This is a genomic window from Shewanella sp. SM74, assembly GCF_025653725.1.
Lineage (GTDB): Bacteria > Pseudomonadota > Gammaproteobacteria > Enterobacterales > Shewanellaceae > Shewanella > Shewanella oncorhynchi.
Genome location: NZ_JAKKRZ010000001.1, coordinates 214,999 through 232,857 on the forward strand (window position 1 = coordinate 214,999; position 17,859 = coordinate 232,857).

At 44.8% G+C, this 17,859-nt stretch carries 11 protein-coding genes; 8 read left to right on the forward strand and 3 right to left on the reverse strand.

Annotation, left to right across the window (positions count from 1 at the left end; translation table 11 throughout):
- Positions 1 to 72: 72 nt before the first annotated feature.
- The 5 genes from L5M49_RS00995 to L5M49_RS01015 all read left to right on the forward strand — a co-directional run bounded on the left by L5M49_RS00995 (position 73) and on the right by L5M49_RS01015 (position 8,302).
- Complete coding sequence (locus L5M49_RS00995) at positions 73 to 1,470, forward strand: ATP-binding protein (protein ID WP_173245233.1); 1,398 nt, start codon at positions 73 to 75, stop codon at positions 1,468 to 1,470.
- A 490-nt stretch (positions 1,471 to 1,960) separates the two neighbouring features.
- Positions 1,961 to 3,589, forward strand: coding sequence for a glucan biosynthesis protein G (locus L5M49_RS01000; protein WP_049821716.1), 1,629 nt, complete (start codon positions 1,961 to 1,963; stop codon positions 3,587 to 3,589).
- 23 nt (positions 3,590 to 3,612) lie between these two features.
- Positions 3,613 to 5,796: a glucans biosynthesis glucosyltransferase MdoH gene (gene mdoH / locus L5M49_RS01005; RefSeq protein ID WP_263265277.1), complete on the forward strand. Its 2,184-nt coding sequence runs from the start codon at positions 3,613 to 3,615 to the stop codon at positions 5,794 to 5,796.
- Between the two features lie 324 nt (positions 5,797 to 6,120).
- On the forward strand, positions 6,121 to 7,599 hold the full coding sequence (locus L5M49_RS01010; protein WP_411569094.1) for a L,D-transpeptidase family protein: 1,479 nt from the start codon (positions 6,121 to 6,123) through the stop codon (positions 7,597 to 7,599).
- 154 nt (positions 7,600 to 7,753) lie between these two features.
- Positions 7,754 to 8,302, forward strand: a complete 549-nt coding sequence (locus L5M49_RS01015) for a DUF882 domain-containing protein (protein WP_028760165.1) — start codon at positions 7,754 to 7,756, stop codon at positions 8,300 to 8,302.
- On the opposite strand, the gene L5M49_RS01020 is transcribed toward L5M49_RS01015, so the two are convergent.
- Positions 8,253 to 8,684: a hypothetical protein gene (locus L5M49_RS01020; RefSeq protein ID WP_028760164.1), complete on the reverse strand. Its 432-nt coding sequence runs from the start codon at positions 8,682 to 8,684 to the stop codon at positions 8,253 to 8,255. The genes L5M49_RS01015 and L5M49_RS01020 overlap by 50 nt on opposite strands.
- A gap of 303 nt (positions 8,685 to 8,987) precedes the next feature.
- Between L5M49_RS01020 and rplY the strand changes: the two genes are divergently transcribed.
- Positions 8,988 to 9,275, forward strand: a complete 288-nt coding sequence (gene rplY / locus L5M49_RS01025; protein ID WP_028760163.1) for a 50S ribosomal protein L25 — start codon at positions 8,988 to 8,990, stop codon at positions 9,273 to 9,275.
- 191 nt (positions 9,276 to 9,466) lie between these two features.
- Here rplY and L5M49_RS01030 read toward each other — a convergent pair whose 3' ends face one another.
- Together L5M49_RS01030 and L5M49_RS01035 are read right to left on the reverse strand one after the other, a co-directional pair.
- On the reverse strand, positions 9,467 to 13,456 hold the full coding sequence (locus L5M49_RS01030; RefSeq protein WP_263265279.1) for a translocation/assembly module TamB domain-containing protein: 3,990 nt from the start codon (positions 13,454 to 13,456) through the stop codon (positions 9,467 to 9,469).
- Positions 13,453 to 15,303, reverse strand: a complete 1,851-nt coding sequence (locus L5M49_RS01035) for an autotransporter assembly complex protein TamA (protein ID WP_028760161.1) — start codon at positions 15,301 to 15,303, stop codon at positions 13,453 to 13,455. Before L5M49_RS01035 ends, L5M49_RS01030 begins: the two co-directional genes overlap by 4 nt.
- 120 nt (positions 15,304 to 15,423) lie before the next feature.
- Between L5M49_RS01035 and L5M49_RS01040 the strand changes: the two genes are divergently transcribed.
- Together L5M49_RS01040 and L5M49_RS01045 are read left to right on the forward strand one after the other, a co-directional pair.
- Positions 15,424 to 16,455 carry an isoaspartyl peptidase/L-asparaginase family protein gene (locus L5M49_RS01040; protein WP_168824061.1) on the forward strand — a complete coding sequence of 344 codons (1,032 nt, stop codon included), beginning with the start codon at positions 15,424 to 15,426 and terminating at the stop codon, positions 16,453 to 16,455.
- Positions 16,456 to 16,842: 387 nt separating this feature from the next.
- Positions 16,843 to 17,847 carry an isopenicillin N synthase family dioxygenase gene (locus tag L5M49_RS01045; protein WP_263176353.1) on the forward strand — a complete coding sequence of 335 codons (1,005 nt, stop codon included), beginning with the start codon at positions 16,843 to 16,845 and terminating at the stop codon, positions 17,845 to 17,847.
- Positions 17,848 to 17,859: the final 12 nt, after the last annotated feature.

Consider the following 17,859-nt stretch of genomic DNA (forward strand, 5'->3'; position numbering starts at 1 on the left):
AGTGACAAGCTCCACGTTTGTGGGTACTGATAACGCAGTGATGACTTGAAGCATAGTCGTTAGGAAAAAGAAGTGATTCGATTAAAGGGGCTAGATGTGTATTCACTGCGTTTGGTACTGACATTATTAATTTTGTCAGGTATTTCAGTATCCGTCGCTGTGTCTAGCTGGTTGAGCACTCGGGATTCTAAGCATCAAATCGAAGAACTCTTCGATGCGCAAATGCTCCAAACCGCTAAAATGTTGGAGTTGTTCTATCATACTGAGCCCAATGCAACAGCTCAGGATCTCGTCATACCCCAAGTGCTCCACGTTCCCGATAGCCAGATCAGTTCCTTTGCCGAAAAGGCCGATGCGCTGAAACTGGCCTATGAGCATAAATTGGCGTTTCAAATCTGGAGTGAGGCGGGTGAAGCCTTAGTTTTATCGGATAATATTGGTCATCAACCTATCAGTCGATTCGTACAGGGTTATCATAAGAAAGTGTTCGAAGGAGAACTCTGGCATGTGTTCAGTTTTTTTTCGGTTAAAAATCATGTTTGGATTGTCACAGCTCAACAGGATGAAGTACGCCAAGAGCTCGTATCGCAAATCATGCATAACGCCGTTATTGTGCCTTTAATGGTAGTGCCTTTAACATTAATTATTGTTAGCTTCTTGTTTTATCTCTTGTTTCGCCCATTAAAAACCTTTGAAAGAGAATTAATTGGACGGGCGCCCAACGATTTGACCCCGTTGACTATGTCATTGCCTAAAGAATTAGTCCCTGTTCGGCGCGCATTGAACTTATATATCAATAGTATCGCGCGATTTATCGCCCGTGAGCGTCGTTTTAGCGCCGATGCGGCCCATGAGCTTAAAACGCCATTATCTGTGATTAAATTACATCAACATGGCTTAGAGAGTCTGATTGATGATGATCCGCAGCAGAAATTCCATTTAGCTGCGATAGATGCTGGCGTAGTGCACATGAGTCATACCGTTGAACAATTACTCGTATTAGCAAGGGTGGACTCGATTAATGAGCTTAATGTGTCATCCCACGCCATTTTGCCTATGGTCGAAGATGCGCTTAATCAATTAATGCCACAAATCACAGATTATGAATGGAATATCGATATCGCATCCAATCTAACGGTGACCTGTGATCGTTTTTATTTGCTACTTGTACTGAAGAATATTATCGAAAATGCCTGTAAATACAGTCCACAGGAATCGGAGATTTCAGTGTCGGCCCATGCTTTGGATGATGAAATCTGTATTTGTGTCGCGGATCGAGGCCAAGGCATGACAGAGCCGCAGATTGCCAATGCGACAGAACGTTTTTATCGTGTGAATGAAAATGAAGGCATAGGCGCGGGATTAGGTTTGTCTATCTGCTATCACATCATAGAATTGCACCAAGGTCGTTTAGTGATTGCGCCTAGGGATCAAGGTGGATTATCTGTGACACTTTTTCTGCCAAAATAGTTCAGGCAATGAAATGTTAAAATAGATCCGCAGTTTCAGTGACATCAGCTCAGTTGTTTTGATACATTTAAGCGGGTAAAATTTTGAATTTTCCTGCTGTCTTAGTGTTAATCCTTAGGCTTACCAACGGATTGATTCGCTTATTGTGATATTTCATCTATGATCATCAACACTTAGTTGAGGTGTAAAAAGGCTCATTTTACTTTCAATAATGTAGCATTTGGATCACTTAATTTGTTTTTGTAACTTTGAAAACAGAAATAAGCATGATAATGTTATTTTAATATTCATTTTTGGTATAAGCTTATTCTCAAATAGTATTGTGTAGAAGGGGTTAACTGCATCTTTATTTATGAGTTTTTTTCTCCTTCTGATATCTTTCGCGATATGTAAGCAACTGTTTTTTTTCATCCCTAAATCAGAGTGAAAAAAATTCACTGTATACATAAAAAACATTGATTTCTTAGTTTATTTTTTAGGTTACCTATCTATGGTTAGCTTGTTGCGTTGCCCATCGTCCAAACCTTATTCGTCACTCATATGTTCACTGACGCTAGGCGCTGTAGTCGCCCTGTCTGGTGTCGCGTACGCTGAAGAGACAAAACCCGCCGAGGCAGTTCCTGTGGTTACTCCACCGAAAGTGATTTCTCAGCCCAGTACAAAAAATCAAATCAGATTCACTAAGACAGGCGCTTTTGATAGCGAAACTGTCGTGAAGATTGCAAAACGTTTGGCAGCGAAACCTTATGTGACCCTCAAAGATCCTTTGCCAGCTGGCCTTGCTAAACTGTCATACGATGAGTACAGAGATATTCGTTTTAACCCGACTGCGTCTATTTGGCGTGATCAGGGCGTGCCATTTCAAATGCAAATGTTCCACCGTGGTTTCTATTTTCAAGATCTGATCGAGATTGCGATTGTAGAAGGTCAGAATGCAACGCACTTAGCCTATGAGCCTAAATATTTCACCGCGGGTGAAGTGATTACTCAAGCGCTGCCGAATGACGACATTGGCTACTCAGGATTTCGTATTCATAACCAATTGAATACGAATGGTGTATTTGACGAGCTTATGGTATTCCAAGGTGCGAGTTATTTCCGCGCTTTAGGTAAAGGTAACGCCTATGGCTTATCTTCCCGTGGTTTGGCGTTAAAAACGGCTGACGCTGAAGGGGAAGAATTCCCGATATTTCGCGCCTTCTGGGTTGAGCGTCCACACAATGACAGCAACTTGATTGTTGTGCATGCCTTGCTAGATAGCCCAAGCGTAGCAGGTGCTTATACTTTTTCTGTCCGTCCCGGTGATAACACCTTGATTGATGTAGAAGCGACACTGTTTCCTCGAGTTGAGCTTAGCAAAGTTGGTTTAGCACCCAGCACTAGCATGTTCTTACATTCACTCAATGGTCGTCACGACACCGATGATTTTAGACCTGAAGTACATGATTCTGATGGTTTATTGATGTTAAATGGTCGTGGTGAGCATTTATGGCGCCCATTGGCTAATCCACGTCAGTTACAAGTCAGTGCGTTTTCTGACAACTCGCCTCAGGGATTTGGTCTGATCCAACGTGAGCGTGACTATGCGTCATATCAAGATTTAGAAGCCCATTACGAACGTCGCCCAAGCCTATGGATTGAGCCTGTGGGTAATTGGGGGCAAGGTTCAGTGGTGTTGACTGAAATTCCGACAGAGTCTGAAATTCATGACAACATTGTTAGTTATTGGAAACCACGTCAGCCTATTCCTGCTGGCGGTGAATTTCATTTTGCCTATCGCATGAGTTGGGGTGAAGAACCTGCTGCGAAAGTCGGTGCCGTACATATTTCTCGCTCTGCCAGTGGTCGTGCCGATATTGCTAAGGCGACTCCAAGACGTTTATTTGTGGTCGACTATCAAGTTGAAGGTCCGATGACAGATGAAATGCCAGTCGCTAAAGTTGAAGCTTCTGGTGGTGTGGTCACGAACGTGGTGATTGCCCGTAATGCCGCTAAAAATGGCTATCGCTTAGCTTTTGAATTAGAGCCAGAAGATAAAGATCTTATCGAACTGCGCGCTGAACTTAAGTTCCCAACTCCTCGTCAGGTTGAAACCTGGCTCTATCGCTGGACGCTTTAAGGTTCATGACGGAGCAACATGATATGACTGTATCCGATAACTCGGTACTCGAGACGGAAGTCCTCGTGGGTGGTAGTGCTATGCCAAATGAACGGCCTGGCGCTATGGAACCCCAAAATTTAAGTAAGATGCCAGAGGGATTCCCTCGCCGTAGCACTGTGGCTGATGGGGTACGCTCGCGTACCTACCGTCGTGTGTTTGTGGTGGGTGGGGCTTTATTATTATCTTTGTTTGCTATCTATGAAATGGGGGCGGTATTTAGCATTGGCGGAATTACTCCTCTGGAATATTTAGTGCTAGTGCTGTTTGCGGTTAACTTCTGCTGGATTGCTTTGGCGTTTTGTAGCGGTATTGCAGGTTTTTTAATTTTACTGCGAAAACCGCGGGCAAAAGATTTGCAAGTGACTGAACTGCATACGCGAACCGCGATTTTGATGCCGACCTATAACGAATCTCCTGATAGGGTATTCTCGGCGGTTTCAGTAATGGCTGAAACCTTGTCGCAAACGGGTCATGGTCATGCTTTTGATTGGTTTATCTTAAGTGATACTACCGAGCCCGATATTGCTTTGCTCGAAGAGCAGGCGTTTCTGGTGTTACGTCAAGAAACCCATAAGCATTCGCGGGTGTATTACCGTCGCCGTCGTAAAAACGTCGCCCGTAAAGCGGGTAACGTAGCCGATTTTTGCCGTCGTTGGGGGTCGCGCTATGATCACTTGTTAGTGCTTGATGCCGACAGTTTGATGGAGTCTTCAACCATCACTGGCTTAGCTCAGCGCATGCAGGCCGATCCTGATGCGGGTTTGATCCAAACGATTCCGTCGTTGATCAATGGCACCACTTTAATGGCCCGTTTACAGCAATTTGCGGCGCGTATTTATGGTCCGGTAATTGGTACCGGGTTAGGCTGGTGGGTACAAAAAGAAGGTAACTTCTGGGGCCACAACGCCATTATCCGCACCGAAGCCTTTATGACCGCAGCGGGATTACCCAACCTTAAGGGTAAGCCACCTTTTGGTGGTCATATCATGAGCCATGACTTTGTTGAAGCTGCGCTGATCCGCCGTGCGGGCTGGAGTGTGGTTATTGCCTATGATTTACCGGGTTCATACGAAGAATGTCCACCGTCGATTATCGACTTAGCCGTGCGTGATCGTCGCTGGTGCCAAGGTAACTTGCAGCATTCGCGTATTTTGCCGACTAAAGGTTTGCACTGGGTAAGCCGTTTACATTTACTGACGGGTATCATGGCTTATTTGTCATCTCCTTTCTGGTTGATGTTGATTTTGACTGGTTTGATGTTAGCCCTGCAGGCACACTTTATTCGACCTGAATATTTCACCGATCAATTTTCACTGTTCCCGACTTGGCCCATCATGGACTCGGATAGGGCATTAAGATTGTTCTACATTACTATGGGGGTTTTGTTTGGCCCTAAAGTATTCGGTGTCTTGTTGCTGCTTAAAGACGGTGAGTTTGCTCGCAGTGTTGGTGGTCGAATTAAAGCGATATTCAGTGTGATCTTTGAGGTTATACTTTCAGCGCTGATTGCACCTATCATGATGTTTATCCATTGTGGTGCTGTGATGTCAATTCTGATGGGGCGTGACAGTGGTTGGTCGCCGCAACGTCGTGATGACGGCAGTATGCCTTGGATGACGTTAATCTATCGTCACCGCTGGCATATGCTGGCAGGTGTGATGTTAGGTTATGCGGCTATTTTGGATTCTTTGACTTTGTTAGCTTGGATGAGTCCGGCGTTGATCGGTCTGTGGATTGCTGTGCCTATTTCGGCATGGACAGGTTCAGTTAAAATTGGCGAAGTGTTCAAGCGTGCTGGTATTCTTGCAACACCAGAAGAACGTAACCCTGCGCAAATTTGTCTGCAAGCGCAAGAAGCGCGCGCCGCTTACCAAAGACACATTGCTGAGCCTTGGACGTTAGCACAGGTACTTAAAGACCCTGCGTTGATGGAATTGCATTTAGCCATGGTGGATAAACAGCCTTTGCGTGCTGCGGGTACACCAATTGAAGCGATGGAAGCCATAGTGCATGTGAAGGTGCATGAAGCTCGTTGTCAACAGAGCGCATTAGCTTTACTCAATCGTCAAGAAATGGCGATGGTGTTGGCAAATCCTTTGATGTTACGTAGCCTACAGAAATTACCAGAGCAATTTGTCGAAGAAGATCTCGTGTCTTTTTGCTAACGAGCACTTGCTCAGCATATTTATGCGAGTTTGTTTGATATCAATGCCACTGACGACCTCAGTGGCATTTTTCTTTTCATTATCTGGAGTTAACCCCTAGTAATTAATTGATCTCCATGGAATAGTCATTTAACAGTGTTGTTAACTGATATAACCGCTGGCTCTCAGGTGACCTTAAAAATAGCTAAGGGAGTATTTATGATATTGAAAAAGATCATTCGCTATTTGCCCCCATCCATGCGTGTAACGCTAAACGTGAGAGAACTCGAATTGATAGAGCAGGAGTTCCACATCGCGAACTTGAAAGCATTGCAGATTAACCCGATGCCGACGAGGCGTTATCTAGCGCAACTATTACTCAGTCTTTTTTTCTGTATTCCAATAATTTTAGTGTCAAAGGTAGGTGCAGCTGATGGCGCTCAATCCCTGACATCAAATTCGAGTATTGCTGCGCAGCCAAATCTTGAGGGTAAAGCTGAAGATCTTACTGCTGTGCTGCCGCTTGCGGCCTTAGTGCCAGAGGTGTTGCTATTGGATCTCGCCGGCGTTAATCCAGTATTTGGCCAGCATTATCGTGACTTAACACTTTCTCCTAATACCTTATCTACTGCTGATTTAGTACGAATCCAAGCTGATGTTACCGGTTACTGGCATTATGTGATGACATCCGCTGAATGTAACAACGCTGGAGCCCCAGGGACGGTTTCATCCGTTATTCCAGTGGATCCCCAATATCAAAGGGTGCTTAAGCAAATCGCCCATTTAGTGCAATTGGACACAATTGAACCATGGGAAACTTTAGTGCTAGATGAAAAGTTAACCTTAGGAATGAGTCATCAGATCGTTGATACCATAGCAAAGCGTATGTGGATATTGGGAGACTTAGCCACTGAGCCTAGAGTGAATCAAGTTTATACCGAAGAACTTATGATTGGCATTAAGCGCTTTCAGCAAAAGCATGGGCTAAAACAGGACGGGGTGATAGGTAAGCAGACCTTATTTTGGGTGAACCAATCGCCAAGGGCGAGGGCGGTACTATTAGCTAAAAACACTATTCGACAAAGAGTGTTTGAACGTAAATTAGAGCCGAGTTATTTGCTGATTAATGTGCCCGCTTTTGAGATGACGTTGGTCGATAATGGTACGCCAGTGTTAAGTTCCAAGGTCATTGTGGGTAAATCTTCTCGGCAAACACCGATTTTGGACAGTCAGATTTCTAGCGTGGTGCTTAACCCTAGTTGGCGAGTGCCTAGCAGCATTTTACGGCGGGACATTCTGCCGCAAATTCAGCGAAATGGTCATTATCTTAATGAACGTCAATTTGATGTGTACGATTATAACGGTCAACGGGTACAACGCATGCCAGAGGAATGGCAGGCCTTAGCCAGCGCTTCGTTTCCCTATCAGCTTGTACAACGCCCTGGGGCGAAGAATGCATTAGGTAAATATAAGTTTCACTTTGATAACAGTTTCAGTGTCTATTTACATGGAACTTCTGAGCCAAGTCTCTTTAAAAAGGACGATAGGGCACTATCATCTGGGTGTATTCGTATTGAAAAAGCCACTGAATTAGCCCAGTGGTTTAAAGAGCATTTAGTAAAAGACAAACGTTTATGGGACAAGTTAGCCCCTGGTATTACTGAACCTCAGTGGTTTTCACTTTCCGAAAAGTTGCCCGTGCATCTGGTTTACTGGACTGCATGGTTAGACGATAGTGGGCAGGAGCAATACCGTCGCGATATTTATCATTTGGAACCTGAGCTGACGAATGCTGTGCCTGCCACGGTTTTGGAACAACATTAACGTTTTTGTGCTGTAAAGCTGAGCAAGATAACCATCTGAACTCGCTTGGCATTTTGAAATCCTACTCAGAATGGGGTTGGCAAAACTTGATCTTAGGGCTTATTCAGTATAATTTGCCTTACTAGTGACCAAAAAGCATACAAAAGGTGATCATGTGACTTTAATATGTCCTGCCCGTAGGCAGTTATTGTTAGGCCTTAGTGGTGTGGCATTATGTTCCTTTATTCCCTCAAAAGCGGTTGCCAGTCGTTCAACCAAAGGGATCCGCGAGTTAAGTTTGTTTAATCGTCATACTGGCGAGCGCGATGATGGTAGTTACTGGGTAGATGGTCATTATCAGAGCAAGGTGTTAGACAATTTTAATCATTTGCTGCGGGATCATCGTCAGAATGTGGCAGCACCTATGGATAAGCGCTTATTTGATTTACTCCACTCGCTCAAAACAACCTTGAATACCAACGATGAAATCCATGTGATTTCCGGTTACCGTTCACCAAAAACCAATGCCATGCTCGTGAGCCACAGTGGCGGAGTTGCTAAGAAGAGTTATCACATGCGCGGCATGGCGATGGACATAGCGATCCCTAGCGTTAAACTAAAAACCCTCAGAGAAGCGGCTTTATCCCTGAAACTCGGTGGTGTGGGTTATTATCCTAATTCTGGTTTTGTGCACGTCGATTGTGGTCCGGTAAGGCACTGGTAGCAATGATCTGTTGTTGGATCTGCTGATAAAAATCTTGTTCCAAGGCTTGCGATTCGATCAAGTAATGTCTGAGCAGCGGGATAAATTGTTGATTGAGTTTGTTCATTTCTCTATGTTGTTGCCAATCACAGATCAATAGGCTGAGACGTTGTGAAAATTGATATTGTCTTTGCCTCTGCGACTCAATATCGACAGACTCAATAATTTGCATAAGTAAGATCAAGCTGCGGTTTTTTTGTTGGGTGCAGGCAAGCAATTCTAAGAATTTTAATTCGAGGGTATTTTGCTGATAAGGAACGGTTTCGATAAGAGAGACGAGTTCACGGGCCAGTTGGCATGAAAGTCTATTTTCTTGTTGTAACTGGTATAGCGCATGACGCATTTTTTGACACAGCAGTTATCGAAATTTGCCCGAGCTTAACAGGCTTCTCAATTTCCCAGTGTGATCTAGATCTCGTGTTTTTTGTTTGAGATCAAAGCCTTTTCTCTGCCGTAACAGCCAAGATACAAGTTCCTCAATTTGATAAATAGCGGTCTGTTTTGCTAACGCTGACGCCGATAAATAGAGGGCTTGCGGTATTCTTGTGCGCCTTGGGTATCTATGTTAGTATTCGCGCGCTTTATATGAGCCGTCATTGGTCGAAAATGCCGGCAACTTTTTACTCTAAATTTAAGTGAGAAACACATGTCTTACACTATCCAAGCACAAACCCGCACTGAAATAGGGAAAGGTTCGAGCCGCCGCCTACGCCATGCTGGTAAAGTACCTGCTGTTATTTATGGCCAAGGCAAAGAGCCAGTTTCTATTGTTTTTGATCACAAAGATATCATTAACATTCAAGCTAATGCTGACTTCTACACTTCTACTCTGACTATCGTTGTTGATGGTAAAGAAGTGGGTGTTCGTGCACAAGCTATGCAACGCCACGTGTTCAAGCCAATCATTGAACATGTTGACTTCGTTTACGCTTAATTGTCGTAACTGAAGCAAAAAGCGCCTAAGGGCGCTTTTTTTGTGGCTGATTTTTAGTTGTTTGTATTTATAGGTAGACACTTAGGCTTTACCCAAACAACCTCAACATACTGTAACTCGTATTTTGAGGTTGTTTGGCTAGAGTAATTGGATGCTAATTTTGTAGTATCAATATTTTGGTATTCATATGGTTATTTGATATTGAAGTTGTAATAGATATCAAGTGATTGGCCTAAAGTGCCTGACACGGTTTCTAGATAGAGTTGTGAGAGCAAGTAATACCTGACTGTCATTTCGTAACCAGGGTTAAATACACCTACTCCGTATTTCACCATTAAGTTATCGCCGATAAAGCCACTGATCGCCACACGCCCTTCATCATTAGTGTCGAGTTGCACGTTAGAGAAACCAAATTCTTCAATGAGTCCTGTCGCAGTATTCCCTAGGTTGTTAATTGCGCCACCGCCCACCTGTGAGCCTAAACCGAGTGCCGCGCCCATCATCAGCGAGTTATTTTGCTCATTGTTGGCGCTGTTAAAGCCACTGCCTTTGATAATGTAAGACAAGATTTCGGCCTGCTCTTTGGCGGGATTGGAGAATAAGGTCACCACTGGGCGTGATGGCGTGCCTGTGACGCGTACACCTGCCACTAAGTCTTCAGTCTTAATTTCCCGTATCGCTTCAATATTCAGGTTTGGTAATGACGTTGGCCCCACAAATTGCACTTCACCAGTACGGATTTTTAGGGTTTGGCCCATAAACTTGTAGCTACCTTGATTGACTTTGATATTACCGAAGAGCAAAGGAGGACGGAAAGCTTGCTGCTGTAGCTTTAAGGTCCCTTGGAGTTTACCTTTGAGACCCATACCATCAATTCTGAGTTCGTTCCCCACACTGATATTCAGATCTGCAACGATGGCGTAGGGGCTAGTTTTAGGCTGAGTGGCGGCAATGGAATCGTCAAATACCACGTCTTCGGAGGCTGCGACACCGCCTTCCGCTAATGGCACAATTTTAATGTTGCCAGAAGGCACCGCTATTTTTCCTTTTACTGCTAGTTGCTTACTGTTGAAGGTTAAGTTGATCTCGGGGGAGACATCGAGAATAGCCAGTGGTGGTTGGATCACGGCGAGCTTATCGCCTTCGAGGGCTAACTCGCCACTAAATTGACCTTGGGGCCATTGCAGTTGACCATTCACTCTGCCTAAACCATTGCCCATCATCCAGCGTCCCTTAAGCTGCGCTTGTTGACCCGCAAATGACATCGACATGTCAATTTTGTCGATTAATGTTGGGTTTGCTGTTAGGGCTAAGGCGCCCTCAGTTAAGGCCATGCTCCCCGATACTTCGGGCGCATCTAGACTACCCGCAAAGTTAAGTTGACTCGTCAGCAAACCTTGCACTGTATTTAATTGAGGAAAAAACTCTCCAAGTGGCTGCAAGTTGATTTGCTTGATATTGGCATAACCTGACAGGGTGCGATCGGGTGTGACATTGACGTTAATCTCACTCTGCCAACTGGCCACGCCTTCTGATTCAAAATCTAAAACCGTCGCCAGCCGTTTTGCATCTAAGGTCGCTTTTAATGACAGGTTTTGGTAATTAATGGTGACTTCACGATTTTTATCCCGTTTGAGCATAATGCTGCCGGGGGCAAAATCAAAGTTCACATCGGCAGTAGGCTTACGGCCAGCAGCCCATGCAACATTGGCTAATAGCGATGCAGGGCCATTCCAACGCATATTTGTTGGTAATATTGTGACAAGTAATTGCCCTGGATTACCTGAGTAGCTCACCTGTGCACTGCCTTTTTTACCTATTGGTGTATTACTGTTTAGGCAGATACGGCTATTGGGATTCATGAGGCAAAAGGGCGTAATGCTGCCTTGATTCTTGATTTGGTCCCAAGCCAGATTAATGGTGTTATCGAGCTGCCATAGGCCTACGGGCGTGTTGAGATTTAAACGATCAACATCGAGCTGTAGTCGTGACTTCTTCACATCGTATTGGCTGCTCATCGTTGCATCGAGCCCAAGATCGCCCGTGGCATTGAGGGTGAGTTTTTGAGCGTTAATGGTACCTTTCGCCCCGAGTGTCACTGTATCTAAATTTTGTTCTGCAATCTGCAAGGTTTTTGATTTTAGCGAGATAGCAAACTCATGTTGATCTAGCGGCTTGTAATAGGCCTTTAAATTAGATTCCTGCAGTTTAATGTTTTGATAGTAAAGTTCTGCCAGCTGCGCTGTAAGCTCGGCCTGGGGGTGTTTCTCGTCACCAGTGACATTGATCTGCGCCTGTAGTTGGCCGCTGGCCTTAGGTAACCATAGGCCAAAGTCGGGCACTTGTAATTCACCTTGGAGATCCCAATTGGCATTGGCTTCGCCTTTGAGTGCCAGAGTTGAACCTAGTACTTTGGCGTTCAGCCCTTTAGTACTGACATACAGGGAGTCATTCACACTGATATCCCCTGTAATGTCGAAGGGATAACCTTGCAAAGTGCCAGTGAGCTCAGTATCGCTCAGGGATACTTGCCAACGGGGGTCTGCAAATGAGCCTTTAGTGCGTAATTTTCCTGAAATCAAACTGTCCGGTAAACCCGTTGTACTTTGCGCTGTATCCGTTTGTGGCAGCTGTATTTCTTGTAATTTGATGTCATTGATCCAGAGATTGGCGTTCCAGCTAATGGCTTTTTGATAATCGAGTTCGCCCGTGAGTTTGACCTTACCAATCGCGCCCATTACATCAAGATTATTGATAGTTAACTTAGCATCTTGATGATGGATGTCAGTGTCTATGTCGAGCACTTTGTGAAAGGGTGTGATCAGTTGGCCAGTAAGACTCGCCTCTTGCCGAACGAGGTCGCCTTGGCTATCGAGCGTGGCATTGCTTACCGAGTATTCAGGGTTCTTCAGTGGCCACTGAAGCCGTGTCTGTTCAAGTTTCACCTTGTAGGGCAGGTTAGGGTCTTGCAGTGTTATTTGGCCATCTAGCGTAAAGTCGGCATCGCCCTTGGCGACGGCATTCACCTGAAGTTGCCCTAAACTTTGGCTCAGCTTTAACGTTAATACTTGATGAGTGAGATCTGGCAATTCGACTAGTTGGTTAAGGGTGAGATTTGCCTCTAAATCGAGTGGATAATCTTTATCAAGTGTTAGGCTGCCTGTGATATCGACGCTGCCATCGGTGTGGCTGATGGCGAGATGGTCTAAGGTCAATTGGTATTCACGGAAACTGCCTTGTAGTTCTGCATGGCTAAAAACATCTTTACGATCGCCGATTTGCAGCGTGGTGTTGTCTAGCGTTAGGGCATTGACCGTCACAGGGAAAGGCATAAATACTTGTGGCAATTGTGCTAAAGCCCATTCAGCCTCTTTTGTTAGCGACGGACTGGCCGATGGTGTCGGTGTTGTATTCGTAGCAGTGCTGGGATCTGCTGCATTCGTTACCGCTGCCGTGCTGGCTTGCGTTGCTACATCGGTTGATGCAGGGATCAGTATGAATAATCCTTCGCTGTATAGCTGTTTAACCGACAAACCTTCGGTAAACCATTGTGCTTCTGCGTTAAGACGATTAGCAGTAAATTGCATATCATCCACTTGGATATTAACACCATTGAGTTCAGCAGAATCTAAAACAATATCAAAGGGTAATAGAAGCTCGCTGGGTTCTTCATCAAGTGGCGCGACTGGCGCTTCGTTTGAGTCTGCAGAAAGCGCTAGGGTATCAATAGTGACATCGACTTTAGCCGCAGATAAGCTATTCACGCATAAGCGTTTTTGCAGTAAACAGGCGGGTTGCCACAGTAAATGCAGATCCTCAAGTTGCACGTTCATTCCGGCCATAGACCAAGCCGCGTGAGATAGGGCTAAGTTTTTGTTAATGGAACCAGAGGTATAAGTCAGTTCAAGATCGGGTACAAATTGATCGGCTAAACCCACGGTAATGCGCGAGCCAAATTCAGTGCCGAGTAATAGGGCGATTAACACTAAAAGCCCTAATGGCACATAGATAATAATCCGAGTCCAGAGTTTGAACTGCCGCCACAGTCTTTGAATGAATGACACCGATGGGGTGACAGAGGTCACTATGGTTTCAGTGGCTTCGGCTTCACTGGCTTCAATGATGGGATTATCAACGATATCTTGTTCGCTTGGCTTATTATGCTCTGGGGGCTGGCTCATAGATCTGTCCCCATGGTTAGGTGAATTCGCCATGATCTTTCAATGGTCTCAGTTTCTTTCAATCCGACCCCTAAATCTAATTTGATTGGACCAATCGGGGAGATCCAATGGATACCGCCACCGACAGATACGACAGGTTCAAATTGATTATTATCGAAGGCGTTACCCGCATCGATAAATGTGCCGACCCGCCAAGTGGGGGTCACATAATATTGATATTCCAAACTACCAACCATTAAATAGCGGCCACCGATAACCTCGCGATTGGTTTTTCCATCGTCAGCAACATAGTCTAAATAGGGGCCGAGTTCTTGATAACCATAACCGCGGACACTCTGATCGCCACCGGCAAAATAGCGTAGTGATGGTGGGATAGAGGCAAGATCATTCTCGTTAGCTAAGTTGGCAGCTAAATCAATACGAGCGACGATTCTGTGGTTATCGAAGAAGGTATCAATCCATTTAAATTTAGCTTGCAAGCGGGCTAGGCGGGTTTCTGATCCTAAATAGGGATCGGCATAGTCTAGGCTGTAAATTTGTCTAAACCCGGATTTAGGATCCAGTGAGTTATCACCCCGGCTAGTCCGAGAAAAGTTAATTCCTGCCAGATAAAACGACGGCATATAATCGACGTCAGACTGGGTATATTCTTCGCGTATGGCCTCCAACGAATAACTCATTAGCCATTGATTTTCTAGTCTTTGCTGACGTAATAGCCCCAGAAGGTACTTAGTCGACTCGAGCTGGCCTGTGTTACTAAAATCACGATTCTCGGCATCATATACTTGAGTCACACCATATTTATCCCGCAGTAAACCGAGGCGGATCTTCAATTGATCGTCTAAGGGATGTGTGAGCGGAATCGTATAAGTGGTTAATAACTTTGGTCTATCGGGCGACCATTCGAGACTGGTTTCTTGGGAATGCCCGTATTTATTGATTTGTGGTGTACGCCAAGTCACGCGCACCCTCGGATCAAAGGCTTGATCTGTTTTGCCAATATCGCCACCAAAACCAAGTTCAATTGCGTGACTTGCCTTAGGCGTTAATTCGACTCGCATTGGAATATGGTTATCTTCGACGTTATCGATTTGCGGGATCACTTTGATATTGGCGAAATAACCAGTATCTAATAACTGACGATTCAAGGCGCTTACACGGCGAGTTGAGTATGAAGCACCTTCTTTAAAGGGGATAAGATCCTCTAATATATCGGGTTCTAAGTTATGGCCATCGAAACTGACTTGGCCAAATCGGTAACGTTTGCCTGAATCAAAATGCAAACTTACCTGTGCGGTATTAATATCGCGGTTAACTTTAATTTGTGATTCAGTAAATTCGCCATCGAAGTAACCTCGTGCCAAGGCTAAGGTGACGAGTTGCGATTTTACGTCGCTGTAAACACCGTGATTTAACACATCGCCGGGTTTAATGTTGACCTTTGCGAGCCATTGATCGAAGGCTCGGTCATCAAGCATTTCACCACTAAAATTAATATCGACCCACTGAACAATGGTTGGTTCGCCGGGGCTGATTTCAAGTTTTAATTCCCACGGTCCCTTGTCATGCTCAATCAGCTTCTCTTCTACTTCACCGTGATAGTAGCCCATGGATTCTAAGGCGGTGCTGATATTGTCATCGACATTAAACAAAAAGGCACGGCGCTGCACCTCAGATTCAGGTAAAGCGCCTAAGTGAGCAACTATGTTGCTTCGAAGCGCTTCATTCACGCCTGTAACAGATAATTTGATAAAATCATCTGCTGCCGCGACTGATGTGACTGAAATCAGACTCAGAAACAAGCAAAGACGAATGTAATGTGAGGTGATTTGCAAAAATGGCTGCACTTTATAGTCCCTGTGATTTGGCATCATTGTCGCCAGAATAAAACCAACAGGCAAGGAGATGATTGAAATTACACGATGAAATGGTTACAAAGGACGCTACTTTTTAAGGGGATGTAAAGAATGAAAACAAAATTAGCCACCTTTAGTTTAATTATTTCGGGCCTACTTTTTATGTCACATAACACCTTTGCCAATGATAAACCGTTCGCCATTGCGATCCACGGCGGCGCAGGGACGATTTCTAAAGCTAATCTCACCCCTGAACAACGCCAAGCCTACAAAGATAAGTTAAAGGAAGCGGTCGATAAAGGCTCAAAAGTCTTAGAGGAGGGGGGTGACAGCTTAGTGGCAGTACAAACTGCAATTAATATCCTTGAAAATAGTGCTCTGTTTAATGCTGGTATAGGCGCGGTTTACACCTATGACGGCGGACATGAATTAGATGCCTCCATTATGGATGGCAAAACGATGAATGCCGGTGCTGTCGCTGGAGTGCGTCATATTGCCAATCCAATTGACTTAGCCTTGGCCGTGATGAATAAATCTGAGCACGTGATGCTCTCGGGCGCAGGAGCAGAAGAATTTGCACTGACTCAAGGTTTTACTTTAGTGCCAAATCATCATTTTGATACTGACGAGCGTTATCAGCAATTACTCGATGCACGGCAAAAACTGCAAGCTGCGGCTAAATCTGAACAAGTTGCTAATGTTGAGATGAAGGACCTCGATTACAAATTTGGTACCGTTGGTGCTGTCGCCTTAGATAAAAAGGGTAACTTAGCTGCAGGTACATCGACCGGTGGTATGACGGCAAAACGCTTTGGTCGTATTGGTGACTCTCCTGTCATCGGTGCTGGCACTTATGCTGAAAACGGTGTTTGTGCCGTATCGGCAACGGGTCATGGTGAATTCTTTATCCGTTACCTCGTCGCGGGGGATATTTGTGCCAAGGTGAAATATCAGCAAAAATCCATCATTCAGGCTGCAGATGAAGTTATTAATCAACGTCTTATCACTGCTGGCGGTTCAGGTGGTGTGATTGCAGTCGATCAGCGTGGCAATATTGCTACGCCATTTAATACCGAAGGTATGTACCGCGCTACCCGTAGTAATGGTGAGCCAGCCCAAGTGCTGATTTGGCATGATCAATAATGTCATTTGTAGAAGCATCTAGGTTTATAACTGACTTGACTTAGAAACGTTAAAACTTAAAAACCTTAAAAAGCGAGTGCCGCAAAAGTGGGCTCGCTTTTATTTTTATATCTTAATTTTACTAATATCTTGAAAAGTAACCAGATAAATATCATTAAGCAGTATGGCTTATGATGTTTATCTGAGTGGTGCAGTTTGAGTTGGCCTAATAATTAGCGCTGTTTTACGCTTTGAAATTCAAATCTAGCAGTATAGAAGCCTAGATGTATATATATCCAAATGATCTATTATTACCATTTAATATATCAAATAGTTATTAATTCATTATCCATCGACCCATAAAGGCATAGAATTCGGCTCAGACAATGCATTAAATGGGAGTCATTGATGGAACAATTACCGATATTGAATTTAAGTGATTGGCATGCCGGTGGACAACGTCGTAACGCTTTTATTACTAAGCTTGCCGATGCAGCCAGAAGAATAGGGTTTTTCTATCTCACCGGCCACGGCATTGAGCTTGCTAGACAGCAGCACGTACTTAAGTTAGCGGCAGATTTCTTTGCGCTGCCCGTCGTAGATAAACTTGCGGTGAAAATGGCTAATACACCGCATTTTCGCGGTTATACCCGTTTGCAAGGTGAATTGACCTTAGGGAAACCGGACTTGCGGGAACAGTTTGATATCATGCAAGAAGAAGTGGCTAACCCTCAGCAGTCTGATGTGCCTATATGGTGGCAGCTACAGGGGCCTAATCAATGGCCGTCACAATTACCACAGATGAAATCGACTTTATTGGCATGGCAACAGGATTTAGCCGATACCAGTGTCACACTATTGAGGGCTTTAGCTGTTGCGCTAGAGCAGCCAGAAAGCGCCTTTGATGCCACGATCGAAGCGGGTCCTTATCAGCATATGAAGCTTATTCGCTATCCCAGCGCGGATGGACAGACTTCAGGCCAAGGTGTAGGGGCACACAAAGATCCTGGCTATTTGACCTTAGTGCTGCAAGATAAGCAATCCGGTTTAGAGGTTCAGACTGACAACGGTTGGTTAAGCATACCGCCATTAGAAGACGCCTTTGTGGTGAATATAGGTGAATTACTTGAGTTGGCTTCTAATGGGTATTTAAAGGCAACCAACCATAGGGTGACTAGCCCGCCTGCTGGGGTCGAGCGCTACTCGTGTGCCTTTTTTATGGCGGCGCAGTTGAATGCGACAGTTCCTTTGTTACCTTTGCCAAAGCATCTGGCGAACCAAGCTCAAGGACCGGCAAGCGATCCATTAAATCCTCTTTTCCACCAAGTGGGCCAGAACGTATTAAAAGGGCGTTTGCGCTCTCATCCCGACGTTGCTCAAGCACATTACGCCTCATTCGCTCATGCCATTTAATGGTTATTAGGA

What these genes read in the sequence shown, in the direction of transcription:
- L5M49_RS01010 (WP_411569094.1), top strand. Translation starts at nt 6,121, where the DNA reads ATGCCGACGAGGCGTTATCTAGCGCAACTATTACTCAGTCTTTTTTTC.
- L5M49_RS01030 (WP_263265279.1), bottom strand. Translation starts at nt 13,456, where the DNA reads ATGAGCCAGCCCCCAGAGCATAATAAGCCAAGCGAACAAGATATCGTT.
- L5M49_RS01040 (WP_168824061.1), top strand. Translation starts at nt 15,424, where the DNA reads ATGAAAACAAAATTAGCCACCTTTAGTTTAATTATTTCGGGCCTACTT.
- L5M49_RS01000 (WP_049821716.1), top strand. Translation starts at nt 1,961, where the DNA reads ATGGTTAGCTTGTTGCGTTGCCCATCGTCCAAACCTTATTCGTCACTC.
- L5M49_RS01045 (WP_263176353.1), top strand. Translation starts at nt 16,843, where the DNA reads ATGGAACAATTACCGATATTGAATTTAAGTGATTGGCATGCCGGTGGA.
- L5M49_RS01020 (WP_028760164.1), bottom strand. Translation starts at nt 8,684, where the DNA reads ATGCGTCATGCGCTATACCAGTTACAACAAGAAAATAGACTTTCATGC.
- mdoH (WP_263265277.1), top strand. Translation starts at nt 3,613, where the DNA reads ATGACTGTATCCGATAACTCGGTACTCGAGACGGAAGTCCTCGTGGGT.
- rplY (WP_028760163.1), top strand. Translation starts at nt 8,988, where the DNA reads ATGTCTTACACTATCCAAGCACAAACCCGCACTGAAATAGGGAAAGGT.